18 protein-coding genes are annotated in these 22,356 nt (G+C 42.9%); 11 read left to right on the forward strand and 7 right to left on the reverse strand.

What is annotated here, in order from left to right:
- Positions 1 to 6: 6 nt before the first annotated feature.
- Positions 7 to 615 carry a MarC family protein gene (locus FTV34_RS06860; protein ID WP_159122944.1) on the reverse strand — a complete coding sequence of 203 codons (609 nt, stop codon included), beginning with the start codon at positions 613 to 615 and terminating at the stop codon, positions 7 to 9.
- Positions 616 to 643: 28 nt separating this feature from the next.
- The gene (locus FTV34_RS06865) at positions 644 to 2,680 is read right to left on the reverse strand and encodes a choline transporter (RefSeq protein WP_159122945.1); all 2,037 of its coding nucleotides are present in this window, start codon (positions 2,678 to 2,680) and stop codon (positions 644 to 646) included.
- Positions 2,681 to 2,951: 271 nt separating this feature from the next.
- Here FTV34_RS06865 and betI point away from each other — a divergent pair, with 271 nt between their 5' ends.
- The 5 genes from betI to FTV34_RS06890 all read left to right on the forward strand — a co-directional run bounded on the left by betI (position 2,952) and on the right by FTV34_RS06890 (position 10,145).
- On the forward strand, positions 2,952 to 3,530 hold the full coding sequence (gene betI, locus FTV34_RS06870) for a transcriptional regulator BetI (RefSeq protein ID WP_005235723.1): 579 nt from the start codon (positions 2,952 to 2,954) through the stop codon (positions 3,528 to 3,530).
- Between the two features lie 21 nt (positions 3,531 to 3,551).
- Positions 3,552 to 5,027 (forward strand): betaine-aldehyde dehydrogenase, encoded by a 1,476-nt coding sequence (gene betB, locus FTV34_RS06875; RefSeq protein ID WP_179992564.1) that lies wholly within the window; start codon positions 3,552 to 3,554, stop codon positions 5,025 to 5,027.
- Between the two features lie 10 nt (positions 5,028 to 5,037).
- Positions 5,038 to 6,693 (forward strand): choline dehydrogenase, encoded by a 1,656-nt coding sequence (gene betA / locus FTV34_RS06880; RefSeq protein WP_180069537.1) that lies wholly within the window; start codon positions 5,038 to 5,040, stop codon positions 6,691 to 6,693.
- A gap of 127 nt (positions 6,694 to 6,820) precedes the next feature.
- Entirely contained in the window at positions 6,821 to 7,591 is a 771-nt protein-coding gene (locus tag FTV34_RS06885; RefSeq protein ID WP_180069540.1) for a hypothetical protein, read from the forward strand.
- Positions 7,592 to 7,946: 355 nt separating this feature from the next.
- Entirely contained in the window at positions 7,947 to 10,145 is a 2,199-nt protein-coding gene (locus tag FTV34_RS06890; RefSeq protein ID WP_180069543.1) for an OsmC domain/YcaO domain-containing protein, read from the forward strand.
- 163 nt (positions 10,146 to 10,308) lie between these two features.
- Here FTV34_RS06890 and FTV34_RS06895 read toward each other — a convergent pair whose 3' ends face one another.
- Complete coding sequence (locus FTV34_RS06895) at positions 10,309 to 11,145, reverse strand: IclR family transcriptional regulator (protein ID WP_004785687.1); 837 nt, start codon at positions 11,143 to 11,145, stop codon at positions 10,309 to 10,311.
- Between the two features lie 569 nt (positions 11,146 to 11,714).
- Between FTV34_RS06895 and FTV34_RS06900 the strand changes: the two genes are divergently transcribed.
- From FTV34_RS06900 to FTV34_RS06920, 5 genes are all read left to right on the forward strand, one after another.
- Positions 11,715 to 12,869, forward strand: a complete 1,155-nt coding sequence (locus tag FTV34_RS06900) for an acyl-CoA dehydrogenase family protein (RefSeq protein ID WP_180069545.1) — start codon at positions 11,715 to 11,717, stop codon at positions 12,867 to 12,869.
- Between the two features lie 33 nt (positions 12,870 to 12,902).
- Positions 12,903 to 14,102 (forward strand): acyl-CoA dehydrogenase, encoded by a 1,200-nt coding sequence (locus FTV34_RS06905; RefSeq protein WP_005235711.1) that lies wholly within the window; start codon positions 12,903 to 12,905, stop codon positions 14,100 to 14,102.
- Between the two features lie 210 nt (positions 14,103 to 14,312).
- Positions 14,313 to 15,593, forward strand: a complete 1,281-nt coding sequence (locus FTV34_RS06910) for an MFS transporter (RefSeq protein WP_180069548.1) — start codon at positions 14,313 to 14,315, stop codon at positions 15,591 to 15,593.
- Between the two features lie 50 nt (positions 15,594 to 15,643).
- Positions 15,644 to 16,312: a 3-oxoacid CoA-transferase subunit A gene (locus FTV34_RS06915; protein ID WP_179992559.1), complete on the forward strand. Its 669-nt coding sequence runs from the start codon at positions 15,644 to 15,646 to the stop codon at positions 16,310 to 16,312.
- Entirely contained in the window at positions 16,312 to 16,986 is a 675-nt protein-coding gene (locus FTV34_RS06920) for a 3-oxoacid CoA-transferase subunit B (protein ID WP_179992558.1), read from the forward strand. Before FTV34_RS06915 ends, FTV34_RS06920 begins: the two co-directional genes overlap by 1 nt.
- A 165-nt stretch (positions 16,987 to 17,151) precedes the next feature.
- Here the strand turns inward: FTV34_RS06920 and FTV34_RS06925 are convergent, their stop codons facing one another.
- Positions 17,152 to 17,463, reverse strand: coding sequence for a hypothetical protein (locus FTV34_RS06925; RefSeq protein ID WP_125278504.1), 312 nt, complete (start codon positions 17,461 to 17,463; stop codon positions 17,152 to 17,154).
- A 146-nt stretch (positions 17,464 to 17,609) separates the two neighbouring features.
- Here FTV34_RS06925 and FTV34_RS06930 point away from each other — a divergent pair, with 146 nt between their 5' ends.
- Positions 17,610 to 17,993 carry a hypothetical protein gene (locus FTV34_RS06930; RefSeq protein WP_180069550.1) on the forward strand — a complete coding sequence of 128 codons (384 nt, stop codon included), beginning with the start codon at positions 17,610 to 17,612 and terminating at the stop codon, positions 17,991 to 17,993.
- A gap of 68 nt (positions 17,994 to 18,061) precedes the next feature.
- On the opposite strand, the gene FTV34_RS06935 is transcribed toward FTV34_RS06930, so the two are convergent.
- The 3 genes from FTV34_RS06935 to FTV34_RS06945 form a co-directional block, all read right to left on the reverse strand.
- Entirely contained in the window at positions 18,062 to 19,261 is a 1,200-nt protein-coding gene (locus FTV34_RS06935) for an MFS transporter (RefSeq protein WP_180069553.1), read from the reverse strand.
- Positions 19,262 to 19,278: 17 nt separating this feature from the next.
- A complete protein-coding gene (locus tag FTV34_RS06940) occupies positions 19,279 to 20,544 on the reverse strand; it encodes a DcaP family trimeric outer membrane transporter (protein WP_180069556.1) in 1,266 nt (421 codons plus the stop codon).
- Between the two features lie 223 nt (positions 20,545 to 20,767).
- Positions 20,768 to 22,066, reverse strand: a complete 1,299-nt coding sequence (locus FTV34_RS06945; protein ID WP_179993397.1) for an MFS transporter — start codon at positions 22,064 to 22,066, stop codon at positions 20,768 to 20,770.
- Positions 22,067 to 22,356: the final 290 nt, after the last annotated feature.

Here is a 22,356-nt window from a genome sequence, read left to right on the forward strand (position 1 = left end):
ATAAAACTAACCTTCCAGAATTCCACTGACACCTGTCACAATCATATCAATGGCAATAGTACCGATTAGTAACGCTGCGACACGACCAACGATATCGACATAAAGGTCAATATAATTAGAATATTTGTGCTGCATATGATCATGCAGATACTTCATCAGGATCAGTAAGCTACAGGTTAAAAATAAAGTGAAAAAGATCACCAGAATAGTCTGCATTAAACTGAGCTGTACACCAGTAATAACTGAAGCTGAAATGGTACCGGGGCCAATCATAAAAGGCATGGCAATCGTACCCGCCAGATGATTCGGCGCACCCCGCATCACCCCAATGGTATCCGCACCTTCAAAGACATAGCGATAACCAATCACCAGAAAAATCAGACCACCAAAAATCTGGAAGGATTCAAAGCGAGCATGTAGCACTTCATTAAAGAAGGCTTCACCTGTTTTCGCAAAAATGATGAAAACAATAAAGCTGATCAGGCTGCCCTGAATCAATGCCATATTGAAGACCTTTGCTTCAGAATTACGAATAATTCCAAGCATATAGATACTCATCAAAAATGGATTGAGTAACGAAAAAAACAGGGCAAAGGCATTTAAACTTGCTGACATCATTCAATCCTTCCGTAGTTGAGTAATCCTAGATTTCACGATCCGGGAAAAGTGGACGTTTACCCGGGCTGATCCGGTTGATGTGCAGATACATCATATGACGTTCATATTTATCCAGAATGTCGTTAATAACTTGTTCCTTGCTGTAACCGACCAGATCATTGCCCTGAGATCCTTCAAACAGGTAACTTTCCAGACGATAGTAATAGCGTTTAGTCCGTTTACCCCGTGAACTAAAGTTCGGTGTGGCATAACGTACTGGCCAGATTTGATAGACAAAGTTTTCTTCTTCATCCAGCTGAATGGTGAGATCCAGATGATACAGTTCAGGTTCTTCCTCAAGCGGTTTTTCCTGAATATTCACTTGAATACCCTTATCGGTTAACTCAGTCGCAACTGCCTCAATGGCCGGCTTGCAGACGTCATCCAGCATGGCGCGAGTCTGTGAAAGGCTTGGATGCAACATCACCCGGCTCAGACGTTTCTTCCAGTTAAAGATGTCAACATTACCGACGACTGGTGCAGCATTCAGACTGGTACTGGCCTGACGGAAATCCTCAAGCCGCAAGGATTTATACAAACCGGCCATGACAAAGAAGATCACGAAACTAAAAGGTAAGCCCATAATAATGGTGGTGTTTTGCAATGCTGTCACGCCATTCGCCATGAGCATTGCCAAAGTTAGCAAACCGATAGCAATGGCCCAGAACACACTGAGCCAGCGCGGTGAATCATGCTCAATATTAGTGAATTTAGTGGTGAAGTTCCCCAATACCAATGCCCCTGAATCCGCTGAAGTCACATAGAACAGCAAACCTGTAATGGTGGCGACACCTGCGAGAAATGTGAAACCTGGATACTGTGCTAGCAGATCATAAAAACCATGCGCTGGATTTTCTAAAACAGTTGTCGCAAGCTGAGTATTACCATCAAAAATCACGCTGTATAAAGCACTGTTACCGAAAATAGACAACCAAGTGAGGGTAAATAACAGAGGAATAACCAAAGTCCCGGTGACAAATTCACGAATAGTACGACCACGGGAAATACGTGCCAGGAACAGACCTACAAACGGCGACCAAGCAATCCACCATGCCCAGAAGAACAGGGTCCAGCTATTCATCCATTCTTTAGGCTGCTCAAAAGGAAAACTGCTTAAAGAGAGTTTCGGGAACTGGCTGAGATAATCACCAAAATTCTGAATTAGAGCCGCTAATAAAAACTCTGTATTTCCCATAAAGAGAATAAAGAGCAGCAACCCGATTGATACATAGATATTAATTTCAGACAGAACCCGAATACCTTTATTGACACCCGCAGTGACGGAAATAATAGTAATAATGACTGCAACACCAATTAATGCAGTTTGAATCCAGATATTTTCCGGCAAGCCAAACAGGACATGCAGACCGTAATTTAGCTGAACCACACCAATACCGCAGGTTGTGGCAATACCGAAAATCGTACCGAGTACCGCAGCAGTATCCACCGTATGGCCGATCGGGCCATTAATTCTTTTTCCAAATATAGGATAAAGCGCAGAGCGAATTGTCAGTGGTAAATTATAGCGATAACTGAAATATCCCAACGCAACCCCAATCAGCGCGTACATGCTCCAGCCAGTCAGACCATAGTGAAACAGGGTCCAGACCATGGACTGACGCGCGGCTTCAAAGGTTTCAGCTTCACCGACTGGTGGACTCATATAGTGCGACAGGGGTTCAGCGACCGAGAAGAACATCAAGTCAATCCCGATCCCGGCTGAGAACAACATGGCCGACCAGCTCAGCAGGCTGAATTCGGGTTTAGAATGTTTCGGTCCAAGCTTGATTTCGCCATAACGTGAGCAGGCGATAAAGACTATAAAAACCAGATACAGCGTTGCCGCCAGCAGGTAATACCAGCTAAAGGTACTACTGACCCAGTTTAAAATATTAATAATGACTAGATTGGCTTGTTCATTAAATAAAATCGTGATGATAGAAAACAGCAGAATAAGCGTCGCCGAACAATAAAAGACTACCTTATTCAGACTATCTTGCACCTCTTCGTTTTTCTTTTGCATAAATCTCTGACCATCGTTTTTGTTGCCGGATGATCTACAGTGCAGTGTGATTTAAAAGCAAAAACTGGCCCTAAAGCTTCCTTGTTTTCGTGAATTACAAACTTTTGCAAATCCAAAACAAACTGCGCTGTACATCAAGGGTGAGCTGGCACTATAATTTTTATTAATTGAACGTTCAATTAAAAAAGCGTTTATGAATTGTTACATCATTCAGCTATTTGCTTTAGCAGAATGATTTTTTATTGCTACATCCGTTATTCAGGTTAGTCCTATGCCAAAAGTTGGTATGCAACCGATCCGTCGTCAGCAACTGATCGATGCCACCTTAGCTGCAGTGAATGAGCTAGGTTTTGCAGAAGCTTCAATTAGTCAGATTGCTCAGAGGGCAGGTGTCTCAACCGGCATCATAAGTCATTATTTTCAAGGTAAAAATGGGTTAATTGAAGCCACAATGCGTTACTTATTGCAGCAATTAGGTAAATCTGTTGCTGAAATCAAGTCACAGGTGAATGACGCCCCTGAACAACGCTTACTGGCGATTGTGCGTGGCAATTTTACTGCTCCACAAACGGATAAAGCGGCCATGAAGGTGTGGTTGGCTTTTTGGGCCAGCAGTCTGCACCAGCCTGATTTACATCGTTTACAGCAAATAAACCATTACCGCTTACATTCCAATCTTAAATATGAATTCATGAAAAAGCTGAGTAAGGATCAAGCTGAGAAGGCAGCACAAGGTCTGGCTGCACTCATTGATGGATTCTGGCTAAGAGGTGCTTTAGTAAGTGGCGAAATTGATCCAGAACTGCCGATTGAACTGTGTAGTGAATATATCCGGCAACAACTCAAATAACCAATCTGCGAGGGAATTCCATTGACAACATTCAAACTGCAACGTCCTTATATCCATGGACAATATGTCGATGCAACGTCCAATAGCACGTTTCAAACTATTAACCCTGCAACAGGCGAAGTCCTGGCTGAAGTGCAGGTCTGTTCAAAAAATGATATCGATCGTGCGGTTGAATCTGCACAACAAGGGCAAAAAGTCTGGGCAGAAATGACCGCGATTCAACGTTCGCGCATCTTGAACAAGGCAGTCGCCATTTTACGCGAGCGCAACGATGAGCTGGCAAAATTAGAAAGTCTGGACAGCGGTAAAGCCTTTAGTGAAACATCGACTGTTGATATAACAACAGGTGCAGATGTACTCGAATATTATGCGGGGATTCTACCGGTTCTTGAAGGCCAGCAAATCCCCCTGAGAAGCAGTTCCTTCGTTTATACCCGTCGTGAACCTTTGGGTGTCGTCGCTGGAATTGGCGCATGGAATTATCCGATTCAGATCGCTTTATGGAAATCTGCACCGGCACTCGCTGCAGGCAATGCCATGATTTTCAAAGCCAGTGAAGTCACACCTTTAACTGCGTTGAAACTGGCAGAAATTTATACTGAAGCCGGTGTACCGCATGGTGTATTTAATGTGGTGACTGGTAGTGGTGAAATTGGTGGTTATCTGACTTCGCATCCCGATATTGCCAAAGTGTCATTTACCGGTGGCGTTTCTACCGGCAAAAAAGTTATGGCGCAAGCTGCCAATTCTAGTTTGAAAGAAGTCACTATGGAGCTGGGCGGTAAGTCTCCGCTGATTATCTGTGAAGATGCCGATCTGGATCTAGCGGCTGATATTGCCATGATGGCCAACTTCTATAGCTCTGGTCAGGTCTGTACCAACGGTACTCGTGTTTTTGTACCTTTGGCATTGAAAGCAGCATTTGAAGAAAAGATTTTGCAGCGTGTTGAACATATCCGTATGGGTGATCCTCTCGATCCTGAAACCAATTTCGGCCCGGTTTCCAGCTTTGAGCATATGGAAAAAGTGCTGGGCTATATCGAAAAAGGCAAGATAGAAGGGGCACGCCTACTATGTGGTGGCGGCCGTGCTGAGGATGAACAATTTGCCCAGGGGGCTTATGTCCTGCCGACCGTATTTACCGACTGCCGTGATGACATGACCATTGTGCGTGAAGAAATCTTCGGTCCAGTCATGAGCATCCTGAGTTATGACACCGAGCAAGAAGCCATTCGTCGTGCCAATGATACTGATTATGGTCTGGCTGCAGGTGTCGTCACACCAGACTTGGCCCGTGCACACCGAATTATTCATCAGGTAGAAGCAGGTATCTGCTGGATTAATACCTGGGGTGAATCACCTGCAGAAATGCCCGTCGGTGGCTATAAGCATTCCGGTGTCGGACGTGAAAATGGTCTAGTCACTTTGCAGCACTACACCCAGACCAAATCGGTTCAGGTCGAACTCAGTCCTTTCCAGTCTGTATTTAGCGCATAAGGGGGATTTGATGAATTACGACTATATTATTATCGGTGCGGGCTCTGCGGGTAATGTTCTGGCAGCGCGTTTAACTGAAGATCCAGATACTAAGGTGCTATTACTTGAGGCAGGTGGCCCGGACTATCGTCTGGATTTTAGAACCCAGATGCCAGCTGCTTTGGCCTATCCTTTACAAGGACGCCGTTACAACTGGGCCTATCTGACTGATCCAGAACCCCACATGAACAATCGCCGTATGGAATGCGGCCGTGGTAAAGGTCTGGGCGGATCTTCACTGATTAATGGCATGTGCTATATCCGTGGTAATGCTATGGATCTGGAACAGTGGGCCAGCCTTAAAGGTCTGGAACACTGGAACTATGCGCAGTGTCTACCCTATTACAAAAAAGCTGAAACCCGCGATATTGGAGGCAATGACTATCATGGCGATTCAGGCCCGGTTTCAGTCGCAACGCCTAAGAATGGTAATAATGAGCTGTTTCATGCCATGGTCGAAGCTGGGGTTCAAGCCGGTTATCCACGTACCGATGACTTGAATGGCTATCAGCAGGAAGGCTTCGGGCCGATGGATCGTACTGTGACACCACAAGGTCGTCGTTCCAGTACGGCACGTGGTTATCTAGATATGGCCAAAGGTCGGGATAATCTCACCATTATTACCCATGCCATGACCAACCGGATTCTGTTTAACCGTAATCAGGCGATTGGCGTAGAATATTTTGAAGGTCAAAATACCTTGCAGCCGATTCAGGTCTTTGCGGATCGTGAAGTTCTGTTATGTGGCGGTGCAATTGCATCTCCTCAAATTCTGCAACGTTCTGGGGTAGGTCCGGCTGAATTGTTAAAAAGTCTGGATATTCCGGTGGTTCAGGACCTGCCGGGTGTGGGTGAAAACCTGCAAGACCATCTGGAAATGTACTTACAATATAAGTGCAAAAAACCGGTCAGCTTATATCCGGCATTGAAATGGTATAACCAACCCATGATTGGCGCAGAATGGTTATTCCTAGGCAAAGGCATTGGTGCCAGCAACCAGTTTGAAGCCGGGGGCTTTATCCGTTCTTCGGATGAGTTTGAATGGCCAAACATCCAGTATCACTTCCTGCCAGTGGCGATTAACTATAATGGGACCAATGCTATCCATGAGCACGGCTTCCAGGCTCATGTCGGTTCCATGCGTTCACCATCTCGTGGCCGAGTTCGTCTGAAATCCAAAGATCCGTTTGAGCATCCAAGTATTTTGTTCAACTATATGAGTACCGAACAGGACTGGCGTGAATTCCGTGATGCTATCCGTATTACCCGTGAAATTATGCATCAGCCCGCCCTGGATCCATATCGTGGTGAAGAGATCAGTCCGGGCAAAAATCTGCAAACTGATGCAGAAAGTGATGAATTTGTTCGTAATCATGCAGAAACAGCGTATCATCCGTCCTGTAGCTGTAAAATGGGTGAGGATGATATGGCAGTTGTCGATGGTTATGGGCGTGTGCATGAGATGCAAGGCCTGCGTGTCATCGATGCTTCAATTATGCCGCTTATTATTACAGGTAACCTCAATGCAACCACGATCATGATGGCTGAAAAGCTTGCAGATCATATCCGTGGCAAGCAGGCATTACCTGCTTCTACAGCGCCTTTCTACCGGGCCCCACGCGCTTAAGTCATGGCTATATTCCTGTCGCTTGTTGCATCAAGGAATATAGCGGAATTTATTTTTACCCAAAGCTGGATAGGGCTGTAATCGGTTTCAGTGTTATCCATTCTTTGCTTAATATAATTTATATTTTATGAGAATTTTCAAACAAACAGTCCTTTTCGGCTGTGCTGCTGTTTCTAGTGTTTATTGTTTTGCAGATGATGCAGAAGCAAAAAAAATTGAAACCAGTGGAAACATCAGTGTAGTTTCTAAATACATCTCCCGTGGTCTGACCAATGCACCAGAAAATGATGACGTTGCCTTACAGGCAGCGCTGAATCTGGCTTATGGTAATTTTTATGTCGGTTACTGGGGCTCAACCTTAGGTTATTCCTACCCAGAACTGGAAGGCAAGAAATCACATCGCCGTGATAAAGTTGAACATGATTTTATCGTGGGCTATACCTATAGCAGTGAAAACTACGACTGGAATTTCTGGGATGCAACCTATTATTATCCGGGTGGCAGCCATACGACTTCAAATGAATTAGGTCTGAATGTAAGTCGTGCACTAAACGACAAGACCAGTGTTACAGCGGGTGTATCGACCTATTTATATGATGTGGCCTATGCCAATCAGGGTGATACTTTTTATACCCTGGATTTAGCCCATCAGATTAATGACAAGCTGGGTGCGCATGTCGGTGCAGCGGGTGGTTATTTTAATGATGAAGGCAAATATGAAGGTAATGAGCTGGGCAACACTACCAAACAGCATGCTTTCCGTTATGCAACTGCTGGATTGAGTTATGAAGTTGCGCCGAAGTTGACTTTATCTGGTGATTATATCTTTGGAGGTTATGACCGTTTTGGTGATAAACAGCGCGATCTCGCTGTGTTTGGTATTGGCTATGATTTTTAATTTGGATCTTGATCTGATTTAAAAAACGCATTTCCCAGTCCATAAAATCCAGTCGGGAACAGCAAGTATCAATAAAAACAGCCTGTTCCCGGCTTAAAGCCAGATTTTCTGAATATTTAATTAACAGATATTTTGATAAATCTGCAGGAAATTCGAGCAAACATTATCAATTTCATAAAATGATTCTATAATAGCGCCCATTCTTACTCGAGCTTATCCTGAAACTAACTGGTTGAAGGTTTAACCCGGGTTATTTTTATTTTTGAGTCAAATTCTCCTCCGTGATTCGGCTTGTATATTCAGATTTAGCATCTTATCTGTCCATGGTGGCACATAAGAATATTTAGGTATCCACATGGAAATTAAGGTCAATTATCTCGATAATCTTCGTCAGGAAGCCAAGTTCGATGACTTCACGGTAATCGCCGATCAGCCGATTCGCTATAAAGGTGATGGTTCTGCGCCAGGCCCATTTGATTATTTTCTGGCTTCATCTGCGTTGTGTGCAGCTTATTTTGTTAAAGTTTATTGTGCAGCGCGTGACATTCCAACCGACAATATCCGTCTGTCTCAAAACAATATCGTCGATCCTGAAAACCGCTACAAACAGATTTTTAAAATTCAGGTCGAGCTACCGGCTGATATCTCTGAAAAAGACCGTCAGGGGATTTTGCGTTCGATCGACCGTTGTACCGTCAAAAAAGTCATTCAAACCGGTCCTGAATTTGTCATAGAAGAAGTTGAAAGCATTGATGCCGATGCGCAGGCTTTGTTGATGCCAAATCTGGCTTCAGACAGCCTAACCTGTATTCCGGGTAAAGACTTACCACTCGAACAAACTATTGCCAATATGTCTGCGATTCTGGCAGGCCTCGGCATGAAAATTGAAATTGCGTCTTGGCGTAACATTGTACCGAATGTCTGGTCACTGCATATTCGTGATGCTCAGTCACCGATGTGCTTTACCAATGGTAAAGGTTCAACCAAGGAAAGTGCGCTGGCATCTGCACTGGGTGAATTCATCGAGCGTCTGAACTGTAACTTCTTCTATAACGACCAGTTCTGGGGTGAAGATATTGCCAATGCAGAATTTGTGCATTATCCGGATGAAAAATGGTTCCAGCCAGGTCCAAATGGTGAACTGCCAGCCGAAGTTTTAGATGAACATACCCGTGAAATTTATGATCCTGAAGATGAGTTACTAGGTATTCATCTGTATGACACCAACTCGGGCAATAAAGCACGCGGTATCTGTTCATTGCCATTTGTACGTCAGTCTGATGGTGAAACTGTATATTTCCCATCGAATCTGATTGAAAATCTATACCTCAGTAATGGTATGAGCGCGGGCAATACTTTGGCTGAAGCTCAAGTGCAATGTCTGTCTGAAATTTTCGAACGTGCGGTTAAACGCGAAATTCTGGAAGGCGAACTGGCACTGCCGGATGTACCTGAACACGTATTGGCAAAATATCCGAAAATTGTTGAAGGTATTAAAGGCTTGGAAGAACAAGGCTTTCCAGTACTGGTCAAAGATGCTTCTTTAGGCGGTCAGTTCCCGGTGATGTGCGTGACCTTGATGAACCCGCGTACGGGTGGTGTCTTTGCTTCATTTGGTGCCCATCCAAACTTTGAAGTCGCTTTAGAGCGTAGTCTGACTGAACTGTTACAAGGCCGTAGTTTTGAAGGCCTGAATGATCTGCCAAAACCAACCTTCAGTTCAAATGCAGTTACTGAGCCAAATAACTTCGTTGAGCACTTTATTGACTCAAGTGGTGTCGTGTCTTGGCGTTTCTTCAGTGCAAAATCTGACTATGATTTTGTTGAGTGGGATTTCACCAATAATGGCCAAAACTCAAATGCTGATGAAGCGCAGGAATTGTTTACCATTCTGGAAGAGATGGGCCACGAAGTTTATATGGCGGTCTATCAGCATTTAGGTGCAACCGCTTGTCGTATTCTAGTGCCGGGTTATTCTGAAATTTATCTGGTGGAAGATCTAGTTTGGGATAACACTAATAAGGCGCTTTTATATCGTGAAGATATCCTGAACTTGCATCGTCTGGATGATGAACAGCTGGGAGCTCTGGTTGAACGTCTGGAAGAAGCGGATGAAGACGATTATACCGAGATCCGTACCCTGATCGGGATTGAGTTTGACGAAAATACCGAATGGGGTCAGTTGACCATTCTGGAACTAAAACTCCTGATCTATCTGGTTTTACAGCAATTTGAAGAAGCTAAAGACCTGATCGAACAGTTCCTGCAATACAATACCAACACGGTTGAGCGTGGCCTGTTCTATCAGTGCATGAATGTCGTGCTTGAAGTCATTCTGGATGATGAAATGGAACTGGAAGACTATGAACACAACTTCCGCCGTATGTTTGGTGATGCCCGTATGGATGCAGTCCTCGGTTCAGTAGAAGGTACAGTACGTTTCTACGGTTTAGCTGAAACCAATATGCAGCTTGAAGGTCTGGATCGTCATCTACGTTTAATTGACAGCTACAAGAAACTGCATGCAGCGCGTGCCAAGTTTGTAGCAGCGTAGTAAGTGAAGATGATTAGCTGACTTTGCTAGTCTTTAAATCTTTAAAAAAATAGCCCATCTTAGAATGGGCTATTTTTTATATTGCTCTAACATCTTAGGAGTAATTAAAAAAAGAAAAAATAAAGGGCGATCCTTGCCGCCCATTTAAATCTTAAATAACAGCTTAAATATTATTTAAAGTCAGGGAAATATTATTGACCATATGAATCAGGCGAGGACCGATTTCATTTTCCAGTTTTTCCTGATTAAGCAGGTAAGTTGGCGCACCGCAGTTAAAGGTCAGAATACCATGTTTAGGGTGAATCAATGGCACTGCAACAGAGTTCACATCTTTGGCCCAATCGCCGAGAGATAGGCAATAGCCATAATCCTGATAATCACGGATAGCACGTTCTAAATTACGCTTAATGGTTGGCCATTGATCTTCATTTCTTTTCTTGATCGCATCAAACAGATATTCACGTTCTTTAACTTCCATGGCAGCCAGACAGGCACGGCCCATCGCACTACTATGAATAGGCAGGGTAGAGCCAACTGGACGACGCATGGTCAAAGTAGATTCCGTGTGAACGACTTCCAAATAAATCATGCTCAGACGATCACGTGTTGCCATGGCGACAGGCGCTTGCGCATAACGTGACATTTCTTCCATAAATGGATAAGCCTGTGTACGTGCCGAAATATTGCTTAGCGCCGCATAACCCAGAGCCAATACACCAACGTCCAACAGGTATTTGGTCGTATTCGGTAACTGTTTTAGATAACCTAAAGAAACCAACGTGCTGGTGATCCGGGCAACAGTCGGTTTTGGCAGATTAGTGAGTTGTGCAATTTCCTGGTTGCCCAGTAATTGATTCGTTGCGGAAAAACATCTCAGGATTTCTAAACCACGTGCAATAGACGCGATAAATTGCGGGTTATTTTCTCTATGAATATGTGAAATCGGATCTAAACGGATCTCATCAAAATTAGGTATTTCGCCAGTTTTATTTTTTGTCATGGTCAGAGCAATTAAAGGTAAATTAATAAATATGATAGCAATTAAATTTCACGATACAAAATAAAACACTTCTATTAATGATAAAAATAAATAAAAAAGTGCTCATTTTATCTGTATTTAAGTCAATTAGCGCTATTCAGCTAAAAACGATGTAGAATTTACAGGTTTTTGAGACCTGTAATGATCTTTAAGTATCTTTAGAAAATTTAAAGTTCGCCAGATAAAATTTCAGGAAAATGGAGCCAATCAAAACGAGAATCATCAGCACGATTTAATTGAAACATTCTTATCTCGCTGCGCTTTTATAGAATCAATTATGATCTGATTCAGATCATCTAACTCTTTTCTAAATCTACTAACAATCTAAAAAATTTCGCATTGTGAAATAAAATTCTAACTATAATTTTTAATTAAAGCTAGAAAAATTTGCTTTTTTGCTTAAAAAATAAAATTTTTAATAATTTTTCTTGCTCAAAATGAATTTTTATGATTATTTATTTCGTATTACGAAACTAAAATTAAAGGGTAAAGGAATTTACCCAGATGAACTAAATAACATGGAGATCCCTATGATTCGCGATCCGGAAATGTTCGAGCAACTTCTTTCGACTATTCGTAACTTTGTCAAAAATGAACTAGTCCCTTTAGAACATGAAGTTGAAGAAAGTAACGCGATTCCTGAGCGTATTGTCGAGCAGATGAAAGAATTGGGTCTGTTTGGCCTAACTATTCCAGAGGAATACGGCGGTTTAGGTATCACCATGGAAGAGGAAATTCTGGTCGCAATGGAATTAGGCCGTACATCGGCTGCATTCCGTTCTTTGATCGGGACCAATAATGGGATCGGTTCAAGCGGGATCGTGATTGACGGTACAGAAGAGCAAAAACAGAAATACCTGCCACGTTATGCGACTGGTGAAATCATTGGTTCATTCTGTTTAACTGAGCCAGATTCAGGTTCAGATGCAGCATCTTTAAAAACCAGCGCGGTTAAAGATGGCGATTACTATATTTTAAACGGTACCAAACGTTTTATTACCAATGCACCGCGTGCAACGACATTTACGGTGATGGCGCGTACCAATCCTGATATCAAAGGTGCAAGCGGCATTTCTGCATTCCTGGTAGAAGCGAATACACCGGGCCTAAGTCTGGGCAAAATTGATAAAAAAATGGGTCAACACGGTTCATACACTTGTGACGTGATTTTTGACAACTGTAAAGTTCATAAAGATCAGTTGATCGGTGGTGTTGAAGGCATTGGCTTTAAAACTGCAATGCGTGTCCTGGATAAAGGCCGTCTGCACATTGCTGGCTATAGCGTAGGTATGGCAGAGCGTATGCTGGAAGACGCTTTAAATTATGCAGTTGAACGCAAGCAGTTCGGTCAACCGATTGCGAATTTCCAGCTCATCCAAGGCATGCTGGCAGACTCTAAAGCTGAAATTTATGCAGCGAAATGTATGGTTCTAGATGCTGCTCGTCTGCGTGACGAAGGCAAGAATGTGACCACAGAATCTTCATGCGCGAAAATGTTTGCCACTGAAATGTGTGGTCGTGTAGCGGATCGCTGTCTGCAAATCCATGGTGGCGCAGGCTATATCAGTGAATATTCAATTGAACGTTTCTATCGTGATGTGCGTTTGTTCCGTCTGTATGAAGGTACTACTCAAATCCAGCAAATCATCATCGCACGTGAAATGATTAAACAAGCGACTGCTTAAGCAGCAGATTTTTAGAATATTGGAAATATTAAAATGAGCACAAGAATTAGATTTGACTGGCAAGATCCATTTTTACTGGAACAGCAACTGACTGAAGAAGAACGCATGATCCGTGACAGCGCGCATGCGTACTGTCAGGATAAGCTGATGCCACGTGTACTAGAACAGTTCCGCCATGAAAAAACTGATCCAACCATTTTCCGTGAAATGGGTGAACTGGGTCTGCTGGGTCCAACCATTCCTGAGCAATACGGCGGTGCCGGCTTAAATTATGTCAGCTATGGTCTGATTGCTCGTGAAGTAGAACGTGTGGATTCAGGTTATCGTTCTATGGCCAGTGTGCAAAGTTCTCTGGTGATGGTGCCAATCAATGAATTTGGTTCTGAAGAACAGAAACAGAAATATTTGCCGAAATTGGCGACCGGTGAATATATCGGTTGTTTCGGTCTGACTGAACCAGATCATGGTTCTGATCCGGGCAGCATGATTACTCGTGCCAAAAAAGTCGATGGTGGTTACCGTCTGACGGGCGCGAAAATGTGGATTACCAACAGTCCGATTGCTGATGTCTTTGTGGTTTGGGCAAAAGAAGTGTCTCCTGAAGGCAATGTCGGTGATATTCGTGGCTTTATTCTAGAAAAAGGCTGGGAAGGGCTTTCTGCACCAGCGATTCACGGTAAGGTTGGCCTGCGTGCTTCGATTACCGGTGAAATCGTGATGGACAATGTTTTTGTTCCAGAAGAAAACGCGTTCCCGGAAATCCGTGGTCTAAAAGGTCCATTTACCTGCCTGAACAGTGCCCGCTATGGTATTGCTTGGGGTGCGATGGGTGCAGCTGAATTCTGCTGGCATACAGCACATCAATACACCATGGACCGTAAACAGTTCGGTCGTCCATTGGCTGCGAATCAGCTGATCCAGAAAAAACTGGCGGATATGCAAACTGAAATTGCGTTGGGTCTGCAAGTGGCTTTACGTTTTGGCCGTATGAAAGACGAAGGCATTGCTTCAGTAGAAGGTACTTCACTGATCAAGCGTAATAACTGTGGTAAAGCCTTAGATATTGCCCGTTTAGCGCGAGACATGATGGGCGGTAACGGAATCTCTGATGAATTCGGTGTAGCACGTCATCTGGTGAACCTGGAAGTGGTGAACACTTATGAAGGTACGCACGATGTACATGCCTTGATTCTAGGTCGTGCTCAAACGGGTATTGCTGCATTCTCTAACTAAATGCAGATCAACTTCTAGCCAGCAATGCTGGCTAGTTTGTTTTGGCTGACTTTAATTAAAGTCAGACAATCCAGTTCTGGGATGGTTTTTTTAAATCTAGTCAGTTTCAGAATTAAAGATCAATTAAACATTCTATGTTTCATTTAATTAATTAGGTGAAACATAAACTTCTAAAAGGCACAGGAGTGCCAGCAAAGTGTAAAGGACATTATGAATACGCTTAATTCACAACAAAACCTTCTACCAGAAGAAAATATGCCTAAGAAAAAGGTCTGGATTCTGGCTTTTATCTTTTCATTTTTAGCGTTATTGGTAGACGGTGCAGATCTTGCACTATTAGCCTACAGTCTAACCAGCCTCAAACAAGAATTTTCTTTAAGTAGTATTCAGGCAGGTGCACTCGGTAGCTGGACACTTGCTGGTATGGCCATTGGTGGCTTTTTTGGTGGCTGGGCTTGTGACCGCTTTGGACGAGTTCGGGTGATTGTGATTGCGATCGCTTTATTCTCTTCATTAACCTTCTGGCTAGGCTTTACTCAAAGCTATGAAGAATTTAAGTGGTTGCGATTCTTTTCAGCAATTGGCTTGGGTGCCCTCTATATTGCCTGTAATACTCTAATGGCAGAATATGTGCCAACAAAATATCGTTCTACAGTACTTGCTGCCTTAATGACAGGTTGGACACTTGGTTCAGTCGTTGCCACTGTACTTGCAGGATGGCTGCTTCCAGAGCTAGGCTGGCGTTATCTTTACTATATTGCCATTGTTCCGATTGTTCTTGCGATTGGCATGTTCTTCCTGGTACCAGAACCACAAGCCTGGTTAAAGGCACGTCAAGAAAGATTGGCAGCCAAAGCCAGCGGCGTAGTGCAAGAAAAACCGAAGAATACCTTCAAAATGATTTTTGCCGATGCGTTAAGCCGTCGCATGTTCATCCTCTGGTCGTTCAGTACCGCATTTTTACAGTTTGGTTATTACGGTGTAAGTAACTGGTTACCGGCTTATCTGGAATCAGACTTAGGTATTAAATTTAAAGAAATGACCACCTATATGATTGGGACCTTCCTGATCATGATGTGTACCAAAGTGATCGCTGGTATTATTGCGGATAAAATTGGTCGTCGTGCAGTATTTGCTTTCGGTACCATGGGCACCGCAATCTTTATTCCCATCATTGTCTTTGGTAACACACCGGACAATATCTTATGGCTAATGCTGTTTTTCGGATTCCTTTACGGTATTCCATATGGCATTAATGCGACTTATATGACTGAAAGTTTCCCTACTAAAGTCCGTGGTACAGCAACAGGTGGCGCTTATAACATTGGCCGTCTAGGCGCAGTATTGGCACCTTTAACCATCGGTTATTTTGCGCAAGGTGGCTCAATTGGTACAGGTCTACTCATCATGAGTGTGGCTTATTTTATTTGTGGCCTGATCCCGGCAATTTTCATTAAAAACCGTTTGTTTGACCCACAAAAAGCTGACTAATTGATGAATCAAACATTTATAAAGACAGGAAGATGCTAGGAAGCAATTAAATGAATAAAATCACACAGGATATCGAAACCATACTCAAGCAGATTCCAGATGGTGCGCATATTATGACCAGTGGCTTCGGTCTGGCAGGACAGCCAATCGAACTGATTGAAGCTTTGATTGATATTGGTCCTAAAGATCTGACTATTATTAATAATAATGCAGCTTCTGGTGACCGTGGTCTAACCAACTTGTTATTGTCAGGACTGGTGAAAAAAATGATCTGTTCATTTCCTCGTGCCAATAACTCCAAGGTGTTTGAAGAACTGTATAAAGCTGGAAAGGTTGAACTAGAGTTGGTGCCACAAGGCAACTTGGCTTGCCGTATTCAGGCAGCGGGTGCAGGTCTGGGCGCTATTTTTACGCCTACAGGTTACGGCACCAAGATTGCTGAAGGCAAAGAAACCCGCCATATCAATGGCAAGGACTATGTGCTGGAATATCCAATTCATGCAGACTATGCCTTGGTTTATGGCAATCAGGCTGATCAATGGGGCAATTTAACCTACCGTAAAGCAGCCCGAAACTTTGGCCCGTTAATGGCAAAAGCAGCCAGAACAACAATTGCCCAAGTGCATGAAATTGTAGAGCTAGGCGAGCTTGATCCAGAGATTATCGTAACGCCGGGTATTTTTGTGCAGCATGTGGTGAAGGTAGGAGATATCAAATAATGACAATTCAAAAACGTACACGCGAACAGATTGTAGAAAAAGTTGCACAGGATATTCCGACCGGTTCTTATGTGAATTTAGGCATTGGCTTACCAACACGCGTTGCCGGTTATTTAAAGCCTGAACAGGATATTATCCTGCATTCCGAAAATGGCGTTCTGGGTTTTACCGCTTTAACTGATCCTGATCAAGCTGATGATGATCTGATTAATGCCGGTAAAGAACTAGTCAGCATGCTGGATGGCGGCAGTTTTATGAACTCTGCAGATTCCTTCGATATTATGCGTGGCGGCCATTTAGATTTCTGTATTATGGGCGCCTTTCAGGTTGCTGTGAACGGTGATCTCGCTAACTGGCATACCGGTGCACTGGATGCGGTTCCAGCGGTGGGTGGGGCGATGGATCTGGCGGTTGGTGCTCGTTGTGTCTATGTTTGCATGGAACATGTCACTAAAAATGGCGAACCACGGATTGTGGAAGAGCTGACTTATCCGATTACCGGTAAAAACTGCGTTGACCGCATTTATACCGATTTGTGTATTATTGAACTCAAAGATAATCAGGCTTGGGTGCTAGAAATGGTCGATGGCTTGAGTTTTGAGGAACTTCAGCAACAGACAGGTTGCAAGTTGCTCGATGGCCGTGCAGCTGCACAGTTAAAAGCATCCGTATAATAAGCTAAATCATTTAAATATGGTTAAAAATCGCAGCTTAGGCTGCGATTTTTTTACGCTGTATTTTTATGCGTTTAGTTACGTATTCTAAAAGTGGACATTTCTATTTTTAGATTGCAACTAAATTTTGCATAATCGCCATTATGTTAAATGGGCTAGAAATTTTTAGGCAAAGCTTATTACAAAATCAATAATTAATAAGATACATCCAATTTTCCCTAGTGTATGAGCAAAGATCCCAACTGGTGAGAGATATAGAGATTTATCTTTGGAAAAGAAATTTCTTAACGTTACTTCAGCTGTGAGTCGTTCATAAGTCATTAGAACGCCCATTTCAATGCATACTAGAAATAACCCGATATTTCCTAAATATGCACCAATTTCTGTTTTACCATCTACGATATCCGAATAAATTAGGAATAAAGAGAATGCTGCAAATCCAAAACAGAAATACTTGAAATATGATTGCATCTTCATTCGGCTTCTATTCAAAAGATTAAGTGCCATCAATCTAATGTATTTGTACAAGAAGTAATAGATATACCTGGAACAAGAGAAAACATTTCTTAGCAACTACAAGGCTAAAAAATTTTAAACTTTCATTAGAAGAGACCATGTAACGAATGACATATTATTTAAGAAATTTATTAGGCTCATTTGTAGGTTTAGTAGCTTTAACTGGTGCTGTATTAACCCTGTTTGCATATAGCTCTGGGCCTTATATGACCCTAGGTATTATCTGCGGAATCATTCTTATGATATTAGGATTAACGCTTATTGGTTATATCAATGCAGCTACCGCACTGCAAAGTAAGACTCAACAAACCTTATACTTACATTCCGTATTAGTGATCTTGCTCTTCGCTACAGACTTAATTTTTGGCAATTTAGACTTATTGTTTACTATTTTAAGAAACATAGGCTTCTTTGTAATACTCCAATTTGGAGTCTATCTTTATGTAAAAAAGCGACAAATGAGCTTTAAAGAATTTCTAAAATTAACATAGATAATGTGTCATGTACTGCGCACCCAATCTTATATTCTATGAGTGCACAAGGTATGAGTTTAGATTGATTATGACTGGGACTGGATATTGACCAGATTGCGTTCGCGACTTAAGTCATAACGGTTAATACTAAAGATGAGCAAGGCAAAGACAAAGCCCAGTGCAACACAGGCTGACCAGCCATACATTTTCCATAGGTTGAGTGATAGAAATGCACCGATCCCAGCACCTGAAAAATAACAGGTCATATAAATGGCATTAATACGGGAACGGGCCTGAACCGAGATCCGGTATACCAGATTTTGGTTTAAGACGTGCAGTGAAGAAATCCCAAAATAGGCAGGAATCAATCCAATGATATATACCCATAAATAGCTTTGCGCATAGAATAGGGGAATCCAGGCCAGAATTAATCCTGTGGTAGCGAGTTGTGCAACCCATTTTTCCCGATGTCGACCAATCATTTTACCGGTCCATTGTGATGACCAGATGCCGACTATACCAACGATGCCCATTAAGCCAATCTGGAAATCATTAAAATGGTAGGGGGCTTCCGCCAGTACAAAAGTCATGGTGGTAAAAATAATACTCAGCATACCAAAGCCCAAACCACCAATGATGCTGCGTCGAATCAGCATCGGTTCGGTTTTGGCAAAGGTAAATAGTGAGCGATAAATCTGCAAGATGCTCATTTGTAGCTGGCTTTTCGCTTTAGGTAACTGATACCACATGGCGATGCTGAGCAAGAGAATAGAACAGCCACTCAATAGGTAAACGGCATGCCAGGACCATAAGGTAGAAATCAGTCCTGATACAGTTCGGGCAAATAGAATACCGACTAGAACACCACTCATCAGCAGACCGACCACTTCAGCACTTTTTTCTCGTTGAGACAGGTTAGCGGCAAAAGGAATCAGAATCTGAGTGGTAATGGAACAGAAAGAGGCGAGCAGGGTAAAACCATAGAGCATATGCAGATTAGTACTGGCAGAAAGCCCGATCAGTGCCAGTCCGGTACATAGCATGAGGCTACAAATGTAGAGACGTTTTTCAAATAAATCGCCTAGAGGTACAAACAAAAATAACCCGGTGGCATAGCCAATCTGGGTTAAAACCACAGTCCAGCCAGACTGAGCTACACTGATTTGCAGATCCTCTGCGATAGAATAAATCAAGGGCTGGTTAAAATAGTTACAACCTGCGCAGAGTGCGCAGGTCATTGCCATCATGAACATGAAACGGCGTGAAATTTGCCCTTGGGCTGACATCCTTGTCTCCTGAGGCTTTAAAAACTATAGTTGGCAGAGAGGTTGATACGTGAAACATCCGCTTCTCTATTATCAAAAGTTTCACGTTTACCGTGATGGTACTCTGCACCGAGATTAATCTTTGGAACAGGAGAGTAGATCACGTTGGCCACATAGTCCGTTAAACGCTTATTGGTCTTAGGATTCGCGCGTGCATAGTCGCTGGAATCATCAAAATCAACAACGCTAGCATTGATGCTACTACGTAGTTTCGGCGTGAATTTATGCGTAAAGCCGATACTTAAACTATTAAACTCATTGAGCAAAAGTTCATTATTGATTGGATCAACTGAATAATCACCACCCCAGGCGGTACCATCCGTTAGTGTCCCTTGTGTTAAAAAGGCTGCAATGCGCTGGTCACCGACCATATGGAAATAGTTACCTTGAATCGAATTTTGATCATCTAAACGGTAACGTCCACCAAGGCCCACACCCCAGCCAACTTTTTCAATATCACCTGTATCTGTTTGCGCCTGCTTTTGATTGACAAAGCCTTGAGCCAATAAATGCAGCGGACCTGATTGATGAACATATTTAGTGGTTAAAGCAGGCAAGGCAGAAGAGCGATCACCACCGGCCATATACTCCAGACCTACATTCCAGGTATTTTCCGGATCAAGTTTGAAAGCATAGCTGACTTGAGGCGTACGTAGAACTGATCCACCTAGCAATAAACTGTAGTCGACAGCTTCAGTACTAATTTCCGGTGTAGACATCAATGACCAGGCCTGACCAAAAGTCCAGTTATAGTATTTTAAATGTGCATGACGAATACGTAATCCACCATCGCCTTTACCATTATTGGTCCAGAAGTCAGCTTCTAAACGTGCAGAGACATTCGGGTTTCCACCCAAGTCTTTAGCCAAGAAACCAATTCGGCTGGCAGCTGCAGTAAAATCTGAACGGGTAGAGTCAGGCTCAGTAAAAGGGACTTTATTAATCTGGTTAATGGTACGGCCACGAGCTTCAGTAGTACTTTTGAAATCGACTGCGCCATCAAAGCGAATCAATCCATAGACATCGACATTATCTACCATCGAACTCAAAGTTTTAGAGTCTTGCGCTTTGGCTTCTTCCTGCTGGTTCTTTAACGCAAGTTGTGCAGCCTTTTGCTGTTCCAGTTCAGCCTGGATTTGCTTTAACTGTGATTCTAAAAACTGCATCCGGTCTTCAGACGCTTCTGCTGAAAATGCCTGTGCTGAAGCAATACCACATAATGTCGCTAAAACTAATTTTTTCATTTCTTAATCCCTAAAGAAATTTTCTGATATCTAAAAAGGAAAATCTTTCCTTGTCATTGCTCTCATTGCTAAATGCAGAGATGCTGACTTTTGAATGATGAATACGATTCTCGTTCAACCAAGAAACATCCTGTTCAGGTCAAAGGGCATGTATTCGATATTTAAAGTCATAAAAATATGGATGAAGGAGGGCAATGAATTCATAGCCCTCCTAAGTTAAAACTTATTCTGCTTTTTGTGGATCGTATAAACGGTCTTTAATAAACAGGGCAGGAATCAAACCGCATAGGAAGTAAGCTGCACCCATCACCAATAGACCCGTACCGATCGAACCATTCATCGCAAGATAACCAATGGTAATTGGAGCGAAGATTGCACCGATACGACCAATATTGAACGCACCACCGACTGCTGTACCACGAACCCCAGTTGGGAAACTTTCGGTTAGATACGTTGCATTAATGGCATATGGAATACCGTACAGGAAGCCGAAGATTAGCATCAGTACACCAATGTTATCGGCATTGTGCATATACACCACGACAGGAATAAACAGCGCTGTTCCCATGGTGCCGAAAGCAAATACGATACGACGACCAATTTTGTCAGCCACATAACCTGCAATGATTTTGGCGAACATCATGGTGATAAAAGTACCCACCATGTATAGCGCCATTTCCTTGAATTTAATGCCTAATTCAGCTTCAAGATAACTTGGTAACCAGTTGCTTACACCGAAATAACCGAATAGCAGGAAACCAGAGCTGAAAGACCAAAGGATGAACATCTTGCCATGGGTCTTATCTTTAAGAATGGTGATATATGGATTGCCTTTTTTGGCATCATTATCCACGATCTGACCAGTTCTTTTCATTTCACGGACACGTTTCCATGACTCTGGTTCTGGTACCATAAAGTGCATCAAAATACCCAAAGCTAATGGGGCAATTGTCACCCAGTACAGCATACGCCAGCCGAATTCAGGAATAATCCAGCCAGAAACCATGGTAATCACCAATGAACCTAAAGTGAAACCAGTCATTAATGTTGCCAATACTGTAGTACGGTATTTGGTCGGTACGTATTCTGACATCAGGGTATTACAGGCAATATATAAACAGCCTAAACCTAAGCACGAAAGGGTGCGTAAAATCGCAAACTCTTGATAAGACTGGGCAAAACCTGAATAGGCAGACAAAATCGAGAAGGAAATAGTGGCCAATACGATGACACGTACGCGACCGAATTTGTCACAGGCCCATCCGCCAATAAAGCCACCGATCCCCATACCCAAAAGAGAATAACTTCCCAAGGCACCGGCCTGTACAGAAGTTAGCCCCCATTCTGCTTTCAAACTGGTCAAGCTGAAAGCCAGAATACCAATGTCTGCACCGTCACATAGTAAAATCAAAAAAGCGAAGACAAAGGCCGTCATCCACAGGCGTTTAGGTGCCTGCTTAACGGTGTCGTCGGAGGAGACCCCCGTTTTAGTTTCCTCAGCTACGATGGTATCGCTTGTCATTCTTATATCCTCTATATATTAAAGTAGCATTCCTCTGCTACCGCTAAATCCATTTTCTTCCTCACGGAAAAGCATTTTCCTCATCTAAGGTCTAAGCGTCTGTGCGCATTCGCCCTGTTACGATCAGGCTGGATCTGATTTTTCCGTTTCACCTTGAGTGAAAAATCACTGAACAACGTAGTATCCTTATGACGGAAATTAATTTTTTTATTTTGTATTGTGGTTAATATTTACATAAATGAATAACCAAAATTCGAATTAAATAATTAATTCCGTATTGCGAAATCAAT

It is taken from the genome of Acinetobacter sp. YH16038 (assembly GCF_013417275.1).
Classification (GTDB): Bacteria; Pseudomonadota; Gammaproteobacteria; order Pseudomonadales; family Moraxellaceae; genus Acinetobacter.